This window comes from Robertmurraya sp. GLU-23 (assembly GCF_052983275.1).
This window is the reverse complement of the sequence record NZ_JBRKCV010000008.1, coordinates 203465-219740: the sequence shown is the minus strand read 5'-3', so window position 1 is coordinate 219740 and position 16276 is coordinate 203465. Positions and strand designations below refer to the sequence as shown.

Here is a 16276-nt window from a genome sequence, read left to right as displayed (position 1 = left end):
GAGTCCTCCTTGGTTAACTAAGTTAGGGGTCATTTCGGCACACGATTTGACACCCCGTATCATACCAAGAGGGCTCTTTTTTGTTCAAGTCCCCGAAAATCCTTCTAACAGGAATGCTCCTTTATTATAGTAAAAGAATAATTATAAAAATATATGCAATATTCTATCATTATTATGCGATCGAGACGATACTTTTTTAATCGAAATAAATCGTGAAAGGGGTAACAATAAAGCTTTTCATAGATAATATCCAATTATGTACATGAATAATAATTCATTAGTTGAAAATAATTTAAAAAATTCAATCAAACGTTTGATTGAATTTTTTAGTCCTCATTTTATAGGCTTAGGAGGGATTCGGTCATCCTTAAGCTTTTTATCATTAATTTTCAACTCCGTATGATTCAAGTAATTACGGATATTGGAACGGTGTAAAAAGAAAAGGAGAAGTAAGAATAAGAAAAAGATAAGATCGGTATGATAGCCTTCCTCAAAAAAAGAATATATCAGCATGGCAAAGCCAACAGATATCGAACCAAAAAATACATATTTTGATACAAAAATAACGAAGAAAAAGGTAAGAAAGGTTATTAGAAATAATATAGGGTTATAAATGATTAAAAATCCAGCTGTGGTCGCAATGGCTTTCCCCCCACGAAACCCTGCAAAGATCGGAAAGCAATGACCGATTACTGCTAGTAATCCCGTATACAAAGGATCAATATTGGAATGCAGCAACAGAGGTAAATACGTCGCAAGGGCTCCTTTGCCAACATCAACGAGAAGAACAATGATTCCTGCTTTTTTTCCCAGAACTCTGATCGTATTCGTAGCACCTGGATTGTTACTACCAAGCGTTCGAATATCCACTTGAAAGAGCCATTTTCCAACAAGTAATGCGGTTGGAATGGATCCGAGTAAATAGGCTATGATAAGTAGTCCATACTCCATAGAATTCCTCCTTACATTTAATTGTTATTATGTCTAAATATTACCATATTCTTAGTGGTGCTGTAGAGTTGAGATTTTTACTTTTACCTATCTCCATGATATGATAGATTGTCAACAGATTTGCAGGAATGTAAGCAGTGAGATATGATATTAATGTTAAATGATGGAATCGGCATCGATGTATACATACGAATACAAAAAGAACCTTATTTTTTGAAATAGGATGATGAAAATGAAAAGAGCAAGAATTATTTATAATCCTACCTCAGGAAGAGAAGCCTTTAAAAAGCAACTGCCAGAGGTACTGCAAAAGCTAGAAATGGCCGGTTATGAGACTTCTTGTCATGCAACAACGGGTGCAGGTGACGCAACAGAGGCGGCTAAAATTGCCGTTGCTCGAAAATACGATCTGGTTGTAGCAGCAGGTGGAGACGGGACGATCAATGAAGTGGTGAACGGACTTGCTGAGCAAGAGTATCGTCCAAAGCTTGGAGTTATTCCAGTCGGAACCACCAATGATTTCGCAAGAGCTCTTCATATTCCGCGGGATATTGAAGCGGCAGCTGATATTATCGTTAGGGGAGATACGATTCCTGTTGATATCGGCCGAATCAATGACAAGTATTTTATTAATATTGCTGGTGGCGGCCGTTTAACAGAGTTAACGTACGAGGTACCAAGCAAACTGAAAACGATGCTTGGGCAACTGGCTTATTACTTAAAAGGCATTGAAATGCTCCCTTCCATTCGTGCAACAGATTTAAGTATCGAGTATGATGGAAAGCTTTTTGAAGGAGAGGTCATGCTGTTTCTTGTTGGGCTAACGAATTCAGTGGGTGGCTTTGAGCGACTAGCTCCGGATGCGTCGATTAATGATGGAATGTTTACTTTATTAATTTTAAAAAAGACAAACCTTGCAGAATTTATCCGCATCGCTACATTAGCTGTTCGCGGAGAGCATGTTAACGATCCACATGTTATTTATACAAAGGCAAACCGGATCAAAGTCCACTCTGAGGAAAAGGTTCAGCTGAATCTCGATGGAGAATTCGGAGGTCTTTTACCTGCAGAGTTCGTGAATTTATACCGACATTTAGAAGTGTTTGTACCGATTGACCAAATACGTGAGCAGGACCGACCAGTGGAAGGTTGGAATGTTTCAGGAAACTAATCACGATACAGGTGGTTAGTTTCTTTTTGTGATTTCGTATCCGTGAGGGAGTTATGATACAATTTTTCATATCGAAAAATGATAAAAGGAAGTAACCAATGACAAAAACAATACCTGTTCAAAAAAATGATTATATAGAAGTTATATTTGAAGACTTAACCCATGACGGTGCAGGCGTAGCCAAAGTAGAGGGTTATCCGTTATTCGTCAAAAATGCTCTGCCTGGTGAAAGAGCAAAAATCAAGGTAATTAAGGTCAATAAGGGATATGGATTCGGTCGTTTAGAGGAAATCCTTGAACAAAGTCCGCACCGTGTGGATGCACCGTGCCCGATTTACAAGGAGTGCGGAGGTTGTCAGCTTCAGCATTTGAGTTATGAAGGACAACTGTTAGCGAAGGAAAAACAAGTAAGAGATGTCCTTACCCGTATCGGCAAACTAGAAAATGTAAAGGTTCATCCTGTATTAGGTATGAGTGAGCCTTGGAGATACCGAAATAAAGCACAAGTTCCTGTAGGTGAACGTGAAGGTGGCTTGATTGCCGGTTTTTATCAACAGCGCAGCCATGAAATCATCGACATGGAAGCTTGTATGATTCAGCAGGAAAAAAATGACGAGGTCGTACAAGCAGTAAAGAGAATCTGTACGAAATACGGAGTCACGGCCTACAACGAGCAGCGTCATAAAGGAACATTACGACATATCATGGCTCGCCACGGACAAGTCACAAAGGAAGTCATGGTCGTTCTTGTCACTCGTACCTCGGAGCTTCCAAACAAGGAGAAGATCGTTAAGGAAATCGTTGAAAGTGTTGAAGGAGTTAAATCGATCATTCAGAATGTCAACTCGAAGAAAATCAATGTTATTCTTGGTGACGAAACCCGTGTGTTATGGGGAGAAGAGGTCATCTATGACTTAATCGGCAACGTCAAATTCGCGATTAGTTCAAGATCGTTTTACCAAGTAAATCCGGAACAAACGAAGGTGCTTTATGACCAAGCCCTAACTTATGCTGAATTGAGTGGTCAGGAAACGGTGATCGATGCTTATTGTGGCATTGGAACGATTTCACTGTTTCTAGCGCAAAAAGCCCAGAAGGTGTACGGAGTTGAAATTGTCCCTGAAGCCATTGCGGATGCGAATCGGAATGCTGATTTAAATGGGATTAATAATGTAGAGTTCGCGGTAGGTGAGGCAGAGGTCGTGATCCCTAATTGGTACAAAGAAGGGATCGAGGCGGACGTTCTTGTCGTGGATCCACCAAGGAAAGGCTGCGATGATGCATTGTTGCAAACCATAATTGAGATGAGACCGAAGAAGGTGGTTTATGTGTCTTGTAATCCGGCTACTTTGGCGCGGGATTTGAGAGTGCTTGAGGATGGTGGGTATCGCACGGTTGAGGTGCAGCCTGTTGATATGTTTCCGCATACGACGCACGTCGAGTGCGTATCGCAACTTATTCTTAAATAGTCTGTAGGCAATATTCTCGCCAAATTTGATGCTGTGCGCTAATAGTTCCGTTAGAAGCAGGAGCCTGTATAGGTTCCTGCATTATTTGTTTTTAGAAACTTAAAACTTGTAGTTATTATCCTCAAATTCCCCCAAAAGACTCCTTTATATAATAAAATATTACTAATATATGAAATTCTCACCATCTGGAGGGATAGAAGTGACCGTTGGCGAACGTGGCAGAGTGTTAATCGTTGATGATGAAATATTGATTAGACAAGGGGTTAAGCATTATCTGAACTGGGAACAGGAAGGATTTGAAATTGTCGGAGAAGCATCGAATGGTCATGAAGCACTTCAAATCATTGAAGCGGCCCATCCACATATTGTCATTACTGATATTGTGATGCCGATGATGGATGGAGAAGAATTAACGAGAATTATCAAGGAACGTTATCCACAGATTGAAATCATTATCCTAAGCAGTTTTGGAGAATTTGACTATGTCCGCTCAACCTTCCAAAGCGGAGTGGTTGATTATATTCTTAAGCCGAAGCTAGAGGCCAAGGGACTTTTAAAAGCCTTAAAATCGGCTGCTGCTAGAATTCCTAAATTACAATTAACGGAGAATCCTGCAGCGGTTGACCTTTCCATTGAGCAAATGATCCAAAAACTGATTGCTGGATATGAAGTACCTCTTGCAAAGGAGAAGATTTTAGACACCTTCCCTTATCGTAATTTTTGTTTATTAGGTGTTGTATTTAGAAATGGAAAAATGGAGTTGCCTCCCCCTCTTAAGGGACATATGGAGACTGAGTTAGGTGAAGAGTATTCTTTTTTTTATGATAAAAATATTGTTCTAGTCAATGGAGACAATTTTTCAAAACTTATAAACTACCTAAAAACAATGGGTGAATCAACTACTGATTATGTTTTTGCCTTGAGCGAATCTTTTACTGATTTTTCATCGTTAGGAAGGATGTACAAAGAGAGCCTGACGAAATTATTAAGTTACCGTTTTTATTTCGCTGAACATCCACTTTTGATGAAACAAACTCTTCCCATGCAAGAGGGTAATCGTGAGAGCTTTAACTTAGATTGGTTTACAAGTGAATTTAAGCGGAAAAATTTTGAAAGTGCTTTCAATTATCTCGATAATCATGTAACAGCCCTTTCCACTTGCTATACATTGGATGTATATGAATACAAGGCATTTTTCGGAAACATCATTTTTAATATCACCGTTCTGCTTGGGAACATGGATTATCAAGTAAAGGAATTGGACCAAGCGAAATATACGTATTTTAAGTCAATTGATGAGGCAAAGACGGCTAAAGAGGCTGTTGATCTACTAGCACAGTTTATTTCAGAGGCAAAAGAATGTATTAAGTCTTCCTCTATTCAGTACGACAACCTGAATATGAAAAGGCTGCTAGATTATATCAAGGATCATTATGCAGAGCCGTTAACCTTGACGGACATTGCCAAGCATTTTCATTTCAATCCGTCCTATTTATCAAGTTACTTCTCGTCACATAATGATGAAGGCTTTATTGAATATTTGAATCGGATTCGAATTGAGGAAGCCTCTAAACGGTTAGTCGAGGGGAAGGCTACGATCTCAGAAATTAGTGGAATAGTAGGTTACTCTGATCACAGTTATTTCTGCAAAGTGTTTAAAAAATTTACAGGTCTGTCACCAAGTCAATTTAGAAGAAAACATAACATGAGATAAGAGATGGTATTCACATGAGATATATTCCCGAACGATTTAGACATAACAACTTGTTTATCACCATGTTTTTAATAAGTGTCATCATCATCATTACGGTGTCTATAACCATTACGTGGACGACGATTCGGATGTCAGAGGAATTCTTTTTTGATAAGTTCAGTATCACCAATGCGAAAGTAATGGATCAAGTAGAGGAAAGCTTCGAAAAGTACCATTATTCGGTTGTCGTTGCATCAAACAACTTACTTCAAAGCGGTACGATAAAGGAAATTCTTACAAAGAAAGGTTCAAATGTAGAGAGATACCATGATTTATTTACGTTGGAGCAGCAAATGAGAAGAATAAAATCTAGTGTCGATACGTATGAAACCGAGATTATTATCACAGGCACGAATGGTATTATTTTTTCCACTGATCGTACGTACTGGCCAATAACTGATGAGGAGCTAAAGAAGGGTGTGATTGATCGTAATACGGTTAGTCAGCCGAAGAAGCTGATGTACCAATTGGACCAACGCCCTGCTAGTACAGAGGGAAGCTACATGGTTACATCAAAGGCGTTGATGGAAAGAACTTCTGGAAACATTTACGGCTCTATGTACTTTGCTATACAAGAAAGTGAGTTTAGAAAATTTTACTCAAGCTATACAAGTCCAGGGAACCATGTGTTCTTAGTAAACAAATCGGGAGTCATTATGTCGAGCGATCAGTCAGAGCTTATCGGCAAAAAATCAGAGGAATTACTTCACTATGCTCAAGAAATAAAAACTGAATCGAAGGATTATATCATTGGGGACTTCTTAGGAAAAGAACATATCATTTTGACGAAATACCTTCCCTCTTATGAAATGTATATGTTTAATATCATTGATAAAAAAACCGCCTTTGGCAACCTGATTGATAAAAAGAAAATGGTGCTTATTTCAATGGGAATTGTTTTTGTTGCACTCCTATTTGTGTTTCTAGCTTCAAGAAGAATGACCAATTCATTGTCAAAGTTAGTAAAGCAAATTGAAAGTACTTCCAAGCATGACTTTGACCAGTATGTAACCGTATCGGGAACATATGAAACGAGACAAATCGGACATGCTTTTAATTCCATGCTTGATGAGCTTCATGAGTATGTTGATCAACTGGTCGTGTCTCAAAAACAGAAGCGGAATGCTGAATTGGCGGCCTTGCAGCAGCAAATTAACCCCCATTTTTTATACAATACACTAACATCAATCAAGTTCATGGTCCAGCAAGGTGGAAAAGAAGAGTCTGATGCAATCATTAATGCACTCATTTCCCTACTACAAAATACCATTGGCAATGTTAGTGAAACCATTACGTTAAGGCAGGAAATAGATAATCTCAAGAATTACGTTCTCATCAATCAAAAACGTTATGGTGAACGGATAAAAGTAAACTATTTTGTTTCTCCTGGATGCGAAGAAATGCAAATACCCAAGCTGATTTTACAGCCTTTTATGGAAAACTCCTTTTTTCATGGATTTATTCAAAAGCATGAGGGATATATCAATGTCTTGGTTTGGGAGGATGACAATACGTTAATTTGTGAGGTTGTTGATAATGGGGATGGGATGGAGGGTTCTGCAGAATGTGATCTCCCTGATACGAAACGTAAACAACAGCACTTCTCTGGAATTGGGGTAAGAAATGTACATGAGCGAATCCAACTTATCTATGGGGAGGATTATGGTGTAACGATATCTAGTAAGCTAGGAGAAGGGACAAAGGTGAGGATTACCCTTCCGAGTCAAAAATAGTCTTAGAATCTAAAAAAATTACAATAAGTAAATTGTAAGCGCATTCAATTAACTGAAAATTTTACAAGGTATTAAAAATATCGTCCTAACTACTAACCCCGGAATGTTGCTAATATAAGGAATGTAAGGTTTAGATAGCGCTTACAAAAGAGATGGAAATCAAAATTGGGGGGATATCGATGAAAAAGCTTCTTGTATTATTTTTAGCAAGTTTTCTGTTACTGACGGCTTGTTCCTCAGGCTCTAAAACAGAAGAGACTTCTAGTGAGGCAAAGGATACAAATGAAATAACGGTTTGGGCTTGGGACCCGAATTTTAACATTAAAGCAATGGAACTTGCAAAAGAAACCTATGCATCAGAGGATTCAGAACTAAAGATTAATATTATCGAAAACGCACAAGATGACATTATTCAAAAGTTAAACACGAGCTTAAGTTCTGGTACAACGAAAGGGATGCCGAATATTGTTCTTATTGAAGATTATCGTGCACAAGGCTTCCTACAGGCATATCCAGATATGTTCCACGAACTAACAGGCACATTTAAAGCCGAAGATTTTGCTGATTATAAAATTGCTCCAACAAGCTTAGATGGAAAGAACTACGGTCTGCCATTTGATACGGGCGTTACAGGTCTATATGTAAGAACCGATTATTTAGAGCAAGCTGGTTATAAAGTTGAAGATCTACAAAACATCGATTGGGATAAGTACATTGAAATCGGAAAAAAAGTAAAAGAAGCAACTGGGAAACAAATGTTAACACAAGATCCTAATGACCTTGGATTAATTCGTATGATGATTCAAACAGCTGGTTCATGGTACTTAGAAGAAGATGGTGTCACACCTAACTTGGCTGATAATGAAGCACTTAAAGTGGCATTTGAAAGCTATAAGAAGCTATTAGATGCCGATTTAGTGAAACCAGTATCTGACTGGAGTCAATTCTTAGCAGGATTTAACAGCGGTGATGTGGCAACAGTACCAACAGGTAACTGGATTACTCCTTCTGTGAAAGCGGAAGCTTCACAATCTGGCAAATGGGCAGTGGTTCCATTCCCGAAACTTCCTGGTGTAGCTGATTCTGTAAATGCTTCAAACTTAGGCGGAAGCTCTTGGTATGTTCTTAACGTACCAGGCAAAGAAAAAGCGGCTGAGTTCCTTGGAAAGACGTTCGGTTCAAACGTTGAGTTCTATCAGACGATCAATAAAGAAATTGGTGCAATCGGTACTTACAAGCCAGCTTCTGAAGGTGAAGCATACCAAGCAGCAGACGAGTTCTTTGGCGGTCAACAAATCATTGCTGATTTCGCAAAATGGACAGCAGAAATTCCACAAGTAAACTTCGGCTTACACACATATGCAATCGAAGACATTCTTGCAGTGGAAGCACAAAACTTTATTAAAGGAAAAGAGCTTGATAAAGCATTAGAAGATGCTCAAGGTCAAGCGGAAACCCAAGTGAAATAATTTAATAGGGTAAAAGCCTCGAAACTCGTCGGCTTCAGCGATTCAGTGTCAGGCGAGATTGTCGGGGCTTTTATTTTTAAAAAACTAGATAAGGAGATGACTTGATGTGATACCTGCAAAAGCCAACCCATCCACACAGATAGTTAAGTCCACCCGCGGGCATCGATTGAAAAACACAGTCATTGGCTGGTCGTTTGTAACGATTGCTGCCGTGTTGATTTGCTTATTTTATTTTTACCCGATGGTTCAGGCTTTTATTATGTCATTACAATCCGGTAGGGGAACAAACTTATCCTTTGTCGGCTTCGAAAATTATGCACGTTTATTAAAAGACCCTGTATTTCTAACTACGGTAAAAAATACAGTGATTTACTTAATCATTCAAGTCCCATTGATGATTATTCTTGCATTGTTTATATCGGTTTTACTGAATGATAAGGCATTGAAATTTAAGGGCTTTTTCCGAACGGCCATATTCTTACCGTGTGTCACCTCGCTTGTTGCCTATTCTGTTATTTTCAAATATCTATTTGGTCAAGATGGTCTGATTAATATTATGTTAATGAAGCTATCGTTCATTTCAGAGCCGGTTCAATGGTTGACGGATCCATTTTGGGCGAAAATCACGATCATTATCGCCATTACCTGGCGCTGGACTGGCTATAACATGATTTTCTATCTATCAGCCCTTCAAAACATCGATCATTCTATTTATGAAGCAGCCAAAATCGATGGTGCTTCACCGATTCAAACCTTTTTCAAAATTACGATTCCTATGTTAAAACCAATCATTTTGTTTACTAGCATTACCTCTACGATTGGAACGCTTCAACTGTTCGATGAAGTCATGAATATAACGGTGGGTGGACCAGGGAATGCGACGATGACCATCTCTCAGTATATTTACAATCTATCCTTTAAATATACGCCGGACTTTGGGTATGCAGCTACGGTTTCCTATGCAATTGTTATTTTGATCGTTATTTTCTCCATCATTCAGTTTAAAGTGGCAGGTGATAAAAATGCTTAAAAAAGTCTTCGGGTATGGGTTTCTTACGATCGCTTCAATTGTCTCTATCTTTCCATTTTTATGGATGATCATCAGTGCAACGAATAAATCAGTGGATGTCACAAAAGGGAGATTATTACCAGGAAGTCATTTAATAGAAAATGTAACCAATCTTCTTAATACAGTTGATCTTATTCCTGCCCTAGTTAATTCTGCGAATATCTCAATTATTACTACTGTACTTGGAATGCTCATCGCTTCATTGGCTGGCTATGGGTTTGAGATTTTCCAAAGCAAGGCAAAGGACTATTTATTTAATTTCTTGCTCCTTTCCATGATGATTCCATTTGCCGCATTAATGGTTCCGTTATTCAGGATGTTTGGAACGATTTCGCAAACGGCACCGATGATTGGAATTGATACCATTTCCGCGGTTATTTTACCAACCGTAACAACTGCTTTTCTCATCTTCTTCTTCCGACAAAGTACGAAGATGTTTCCAAAGGACATTCTTGAGGCAGGAAGAATTGACGGGTTAACGGAGCTAGGCGTTTTTCTTAGAATTTATATTCCAACGATGAAAACCACGTATGCAGCGGCGGCCATTATTACGTTTATGGCCAGCTGGAATAGCTACCTTTGGCCACTTGTTGTGCTTCAGTCACCAGAAAATCAAACCATTCCATTGTTGATATCGGTACTTGGTTCTAGTTATTCTCCTGACTTTGGCGTGATTATGACGGCTATTGTTATTGCGACTTTACCGGCAGCACTGATCTTCTTTATTATGCAAAAGCATTTTGTTGCTGGAATGATGGGCTCTGTTAAATAGGAAATTAAAAATATAGATAGGAAGTGTAATAGATATGACAACTACACCAAGTTTAAGCTGGCTTACAGATGTAAATGTGTATGCGGTTAATCGTGTTCCTGCTCATTCCGACCATGTGTACTACACAACCATGGAAGAAGCAAGTAAAGAGTCACCAATGAAATTGCGAAACGAATTAAACGGAAATTGGAAGTTTACCTACAGTATGAATCCCGAACATCGCCCAGTAAACTTTTTTGAAAAAGATGATCTCTGTGCTGGCTGGGGAGACATTACCGTTCCAGGGCATATTCAACTCCAGGGCTACGGACAGCCTCAATATGTGAATACGATGTATCCGTGGGATGGACATCATGAACTTCGTCCACCGGAAATTCCTACGGATCATAATCCAGTTGGAAGCTATGTGAAGTATTTCCATGTTCCAGCTACGATGCAGGAAAAGCCGGTATATATTTCTTTCCAAGGAGTAGAATCTGCCTTCTATGTATGGGTAAATGGTAAGTTTGTTGGCTATAGTGAGGATTCTTTTACACCTGCGGAATTTGAGTTAACTCCCTATTTACAAGAGGGGGAGAACAAACTCGCGGTGGAGGTCTATCAACGGAGTACCGGCAGTTGGCTTGAGGATCAGGACTTTTGGAGATTTTCAGGAATCTTCCGTGATGTCTATCTTTATACCATTCCAGAAATTCATGTCGCTGACCTTCATGTTCGTCCTGAACTAGATTCATCTTTTACAAAAGGGACACTTTCGATTGATTTAAAGCTTCAAGGGGAGAAGCCTTCAAAAATAACTGCTGAATTGGTCGATGCAAAAGGGAGCCTAGTTCAAACAGCAAGTGCTACATATTTCGATGGCAAGTGGTTGATTTCGATGCCTGTTGAGCATCCAACCCTATGGAGTGCAGAGAATCCTTATTTGTATAAATGTTTTCTTCAAATCTATAACCAGTCTGGAAGTTTAGTAGAGGTCGTTCCCCAGAAGGTTGGGTTTAGAAGATTTGAACTCGTGAATAAAATCATGCATCTTAACGGAAAGCGTATTGTATTCAAGGGTGTGAACCGTCATGAATTCAATCCTCGTCATGGTCGTGCGATTACAAAGGAAGACATGCTTTGGGATATTAAAACCTTGAAACAGCATAACATCAATGCCGTTCGTACGTCACATTATCCGAACCAAACCTATTGGTATGAATTATGTGATGAATATGGTGTGTATGTCATTGATGAGATGAACCTTGAAACCCATGGATCGTGGCAAAAAATGGGGGCGGTTGAGCCTTCATGGAATATTCCAGGTAACCAGCCAGAGTGGGAATCGATTGTCATGGACCGTGCAATATCCATGGTGGAACGAGATAAAAATCACCCGTCCATCTTAATTTGGTCCTGTGGGAATGAATCATACGCGGGTGAAGTTATTTTGAATGTCTCGAAATATTTCAAACAGGCTGATCCTAGCAGACTTGTTCATTATGAAGGTGTGTTCCACAATCGTGATTATAATGACACCAGTGATATGGAAAGCCGTATGTATGCAAAGCCTGCCGACATTGAGAAGTATTTAAATGAACATCCTGAAAAGCCGTACATTAGCTGCGAGTATATGCATGCGATGGGGAATTCACTTGGTGGGATGTACAAATACACAGAACTAGAACAGAAGTACCCGATGTATCAGGGAGGATTTATTTGGGATTATATAGATCAATCCATTTATAAGAAGGATCGTTATGGAAATGAATATCTAGCCTATGGTGGTGATTTTGACGATCGCCCTACGGATTATGGGTTCTGTACAAATGGGATCGTCTACGCAAACCGCGAGCTTTCTCCAAAAATGCAGGAAGTGAAATTTTTATATCAAGATTTTAAACTAGTACCAGACCAGACTGGTGTCACGATAAAAAATGAAAGCTTGTTCTCTAATGCAGCAGATTACAAACTCGAGTATGTGTTATATCGTGAAGGAAAGGAATTGTACAAAAACACTCTTCTAGTAGCCATTGAACCGCAAAGTGAGGGGCGAATGGAGTTTACATTCCCTGAGGAAGTTACTCATGATTCAGGTGAATATTGCATTCAAGCCTCATTAAAATTGAAGCAAAGCACCATTTGGGCTGAAGCAGGATATGAGATTGCCTTTGGTCAATATGTGTATCAGGTGGGTTCTAGAGAATTAGTTTTAGGAAGCGGGGATTTACGTGTTGTCCGTGGTGATGTGAATATTGGCGTTCATGGTCGAGATTTCTCCGTGATGTTCTCGAAGCAGGCCGGAAGCTTAGTATCACTAAACTATGCGGGGAAAGAAATGATCTCCATGCCTCCTGCACCATTGTTCTGGAGAGCCACAACGGATAATGACCGTGGCTTTTCTCAAAGCTTCCATTCGGGGCTATGGTTTGCGGCAAGTCTTGCACGAAAGTGTGTAAATATTGAACTTGAAGAAAATAGCAACCAAGTGAGCATTGCTTTTACTTATAAATTCTCCATTAACCAAGACATTGAGGTGAAGACTGTTTACACAGTATACCCAGATGGAAGCGTTCGTGTGAAGTCTGCTTATAAGGGAGCTGAAAATCTACCACAAATGCCGATTTTTGCAGTTTCTTTCAAGCTTCCAGCGGATTATGACCAGCTTGACTGGTATGCAATGGGACCGGAAGAAAATTACTCAGACCGTGCGATGGGTACAAAACTAACTACCTTTAAAAACCAGGTATCTGACAATCTATCAGATTATGTTATGCCACAGGAATCTGGTAATCGAACCGGTGTCCGTCGTGTGAACGTGACCAGTCGTAACGGTCAGGGAATAAAGATTTCTTCGGTAACTGAGCCGTTGGAGTGTAATTTTTCTCCATATACGGCATTGGAACTGGAGAATGCACAGCATATCTATGAATTGCCCAATGTCCACTATACGGTTGTAACAGTCGCCGCCAAGCAAATGGGGGTCGGTGGAGACGACAGCTGGGGTGCTCCAGTTCATGACGAGCACTTGATCAAGGGAGACCAGGATCTAGAATTTGAATTTATGATTCAACGAGTGTAATAGATGAATGAATAGGTAGTAGTATAACAAAATTAGGGGAGCTTTTTTAGCTTCCCTTCTTTCATAGGAATTCTTAGAACTAGGAGAAGAGAAGGTGAGATTATGTTCATACATACAAATCTAGAAAAACAGCAATTTCATTTAACGAATGGGCAAATAAGCTATATTTTTCATGTGATGAAAAATGGGCAGTTAGGTCATCTTTATTACGGCAAGGCATTACGGAACAGGAAGGATTTTACCCATTTACAAACCTATGATGTCCCAACCGCTGCCAGTTGTCATGTGTATGAGGATGATCCGGCCTTTAGTTTAGAAACATTAAGACAAGAGTATCCTGCGTACGGAAACTCAGACTTCAGGGAACCAGCGATCATCGTTAGGAAAGAATCAGAGCCCCATATACCAAATTTCACCTATGACTCTTTTAAAATCTTAGAAGGAAAGCCAAAGCTAAAAGGACTTCCTGCCACCTATGCAAATGATCACCAGGATGCCAGCACCCTTCAAATTTTTCTAAAGGATGAGTTTCTTGAAGCGGAATTGACACTTACTTACACCATTTTCCGAGACAAACCTGTTATTACTAGAAGTGCATCCTTGAAAAATAGGGGCAGCGAAAATCTGATGATTGATCGGCTCATGGGGGCAGTACTTGACCTACCGGATAAAGATCTTATGATGACCCATCTAGGAGGGACTTGGTCACGGGAGAGGCATGTCAAGGAGCGCCAACTAGAAATGGGAATTCAGTCGATTTCAAGTTTACGTGGGGCAAGCTCACACCATCATAATCCATTCCTGGCATTAAGAAGACCATATACGACAGAGCACACTGGGGAAGTTTACGGTTTTAACTTTGTTTATAGCAGCAATTTCATTATGCAGGTAGAAGTGGATCACTATGATATGGCGAGAGTAACCGTCGGGATTCATCCATTTGGATTTAAGTGGAGTCTTCTGCCTGAGGATCATTTTCAAACACCGGAAGTGGTGATGGTATACTCCGACCAGGGTCTAACTGGAATGAGTCAGGCCTTCCATCATCTATACCGTGACAATCTAATACCTGAGCGATGGAAAAGAGAAGAGCGTCCGATTTTAATTAATAACTGGGAAGCCACGTATTTCGATTTTGATGAAGAAAAGCTCGTGAACATTGCTAAATCAGCCAGTGAATTAGGAATTGACCTGTTCGTTCTCGATGATGGCTGGTTTGGAAAAAGAAATGACGATACCTCTTCCCTAGGAGATTGGCAGGTGGACTTGAATAAACTTCCCAATGGATTGGAAAGCTTGTCCAAAAAAATTACCGCAACAGGTATGAAATTTGGTCTTTGGTTTGAACCCGAAATGATTAGCCCGAACAGTAAGTTATATAGGGAGCATCCAGATTGGGCAGTTGGAATGCTTAATCAGCCTCGTACATTGGGGAGGAACCAGCTCGTTCTTGATTTTTCCAGACCGGAGATTGTTGATGATATTTATGAGAAAATGGCTGGAATTATCAAGCAAACCAACCTTTCGTATATTAAATGGGATATGAATCGTAATATCACGGAGGCTTTTTCACAAAAATTAGGTGCGAACCAACAGGGAGAGTTTTTCCACCGGTATATTTTAGGGGTGTATTCTCTTTATGAAAAGTTAACGACTGAGTTTCCGCAGGTATTGTTTGAATCCTGCGCAGGTGGAGGTGGGCGATTTGACCCTGGGATGCTATTTTATGCACCACAGGCATGGACAAGTGATGATACGGATGCCGTCGAAAGGTTGAAGATACAGTATGGAACCTCCTTTGCTTATCCATTGTACAGTATGGGATCCCATGTATCAGCTGCACCAAATCATCAGACATTAAGAGAAACACCAATAGAAACAAGGGCGAATACCGCTTATTTTGGGACGTTTGGCTATGAATTGGATCCCCTAACGTTAACGGAGGAAGAAAAGGATGAAATAAAGAAGCAGGTGATCTTCTATAAAGAACATCGACGCTTGATTCGCGATGGAAATTTTTACAGGCTACTAAGCCCTTTTGATGGAAATGAAACTGCCTGGATGGTGGTGAGTCCAGATCAATCAGAGGCATTGGTAGGCTACTATAAGGTATTGGCCACACCGAATTCTCGAAAGCATCAGACCTTATTGCTAAGAGGGTTAATAGAAGATGGGGTGTATGAAGTAGAGGGGCAGATGTATTTTGGAGATGAACTGATGCAAGTCGGTCTTCAACTGCCAACAGAATTTAATGGTGTTAATAGGCAGTCAGCAAAACGCGGAGGAGACTTCCAATCCTGTGTGTTTTACTTAAAAAGGACAGAAAACAATCATTTTTAAAGGAATGATTAAAGGTGGAAAATCCCTCGTACCATAGTTTGAGGGATTTTTTGCTGCATTAGTAAGTTGAATTTGTAATTTTCCTACATTCCTAACAAGCATGGTAATGGCGTTTTCTTTGAGTTTATTAATGAAAAATAGACGGATAAATTCCGCTTAAGTAAAAAATAAAATAAAAAACAGTCAGAATAGACGGAGATATTCCCCCTATTGGCTCAAATAAGGTGAAAATGTAGGGTTTTGCTTTGCATAACCGGAAAATCTCCTCTTATATGCCCCGAAACGAGCTTCATTTTGTCTTTAACCGGAAAATCTCCGTTTATTTTTACCTTTGCTTGGCTGAGACCCTCATTTTGATGCGTCGGTAAACCGCCATTAGTATCGGAAGAACCACTAACTCATAACAGCAAAAAGTTGCGTACAGTCCGTGCGCAACCTCAGGGTTAAAGTTTCACCCACCGTGATTAATTAAGAAGAAACTAGTGTAG

Annotated in this window: 10 protein-coding genes; 9 read left to right on the top strand and 1 reads right to left on the bottom strand. The window is 39.7% G+C overall.

Annotation, left to right across the window (positions count from 1 at the left end; genetic code table 11):
• Nucleotides 1-333 precede the first annotated feature (333 nt).
• Nucleotides 334-951, bottom strand: coding sequence for a glycerol-3-phosphate 1-O-acyltransferase PlsY (gene plsY, locus ACVBAX_RS14910; RefSeq protein ID WP_447117690.1), 618 nt, complete (start codon nt 949-951; stop codon nt 334-336).
• Nucleotides 952-1183: 232 nt separating this feature from the next.
• Here plsY and ACVBAX_RS14905 point away from each other — a divergent pair, with 232 nt between their 5' ends.
• The 9 genes from ACVBAX_RS14905 to ACVBAX_RS14865 all read left to right on the top strand — a co-directional run bounded on the left by ACVBAX_RS14905 (nt 1184) and on the right by ACVBAX_RS14865 (nt 15788).
• Nucleotides 1184-2122, top strand: coding sequence for a diacylglycerol kinase (locus ACVBAX_RS14905; RefSeq protein ID WP_447117688.1), 939 nt, complete (start codon nt 1184-1186; stop codon nt 2120-2122).
• Nucleotides 2123-2220: 98 nt separating this feature from the next.
• Nucleotides 2221-3591 carry a 23S rRNA (uracil(1939)-C(5))-methyltransferase RlmD gene (rlmD, locus tag ACVBAX_RS14900; RefSeq protein WP_447117687.1) on the top strand — a complete coding sequence of 457 codons (1371 nt, stop codon included), beginning with the start codon at nt 2221-2223 and terminating at the stop codon, nt 3589-3591.
• A 199-nt stretch (nt 3592-3790) separates the two neighbouring features.
• A complete protein-coding gene (locus tag ACVBAX_RS14895; RefSeq protein ID WP_447117686.1) occupies nt 3791-5305 on the top strand; it encodes a response regulator transcription factor in 1515 nt (504 codons plus the stop codon).
• Nucleotides 5306-5319: 14 nt separating this feature from the next.
• The gene (locus tag ACVBAX_RS14890; protein WP_447117685.1) at nt 5320-7077 is read left to right on the top strand and encodes a sensor histidine kinase; all 1758 of its coding nucleotides are present in this window, start codon (nt 5320-5322) and stop codon (nt 7075-7077) included.
• A 179-nt stretch (nt 7078-7256) separates the two neighbouring features.
• On the top strand, nt 7257-8546 hold the full coding sequence (locus tag ACVBAX_RS14885) for an ABC transporter substrate-binding protein (protein WP_430776303.1): 1290 nt from the start codon (nt 7257-7259) through the stop codon (nt 8544-8546).
• Between the two features lie 139 nt (nt 8547-8685).
• Nucleotides 8686-9576 (top strand): carbohydrate ABC transporter permease, encoded by an 891-nt coding sequence (locus ACVBAX_RS14880; protein ID WP_447117699.1) that lies wholly within the window; start codon nt 8686-8688, stop codon nt 9574-9576.
• A complete protein-coding gene (locus ACVBAX_RS14875) occupies nt 9569-10387 on the top strand; it encodes a carbohydrate ABC transporter permease (RefSeq protein WP_447117684.1) in 819 nt (272 codons plus the stop codon). The genes ACVBAX_RS14880 and ACVBAX_RS14875 overlap by 8 nt, the downstream gene beginning before the upstream one ends.
• A gap of 34 nt (nt 10388-10421) precedes the next feature.
• Nucleotides 10422-13448: a glycoside hydrolase family 2 TIM barrel-domain containing protein gene (locus tag ACVBAX_RS14870; RefSeq protein WP_447117683.1), complete on the top strand. Its 3027-nt coding sequence runs from the start codon at nt 10422-10424 to the stop codon at nt 13446-13448.
• A gap of 102 nt (nt 13449-13550) precedes the next feature.
• A complete protein-coding gene (locus ACVBAX_RS14865; protein WP_447117682.1) occupies nt 13551-15788 on the top strand; it encodes an alpha-galactosidase in 2238 nt (745 codons plus the stop codon).
• Nucleotides 15789-16276 lie beyond the last annotated feature (488 nt).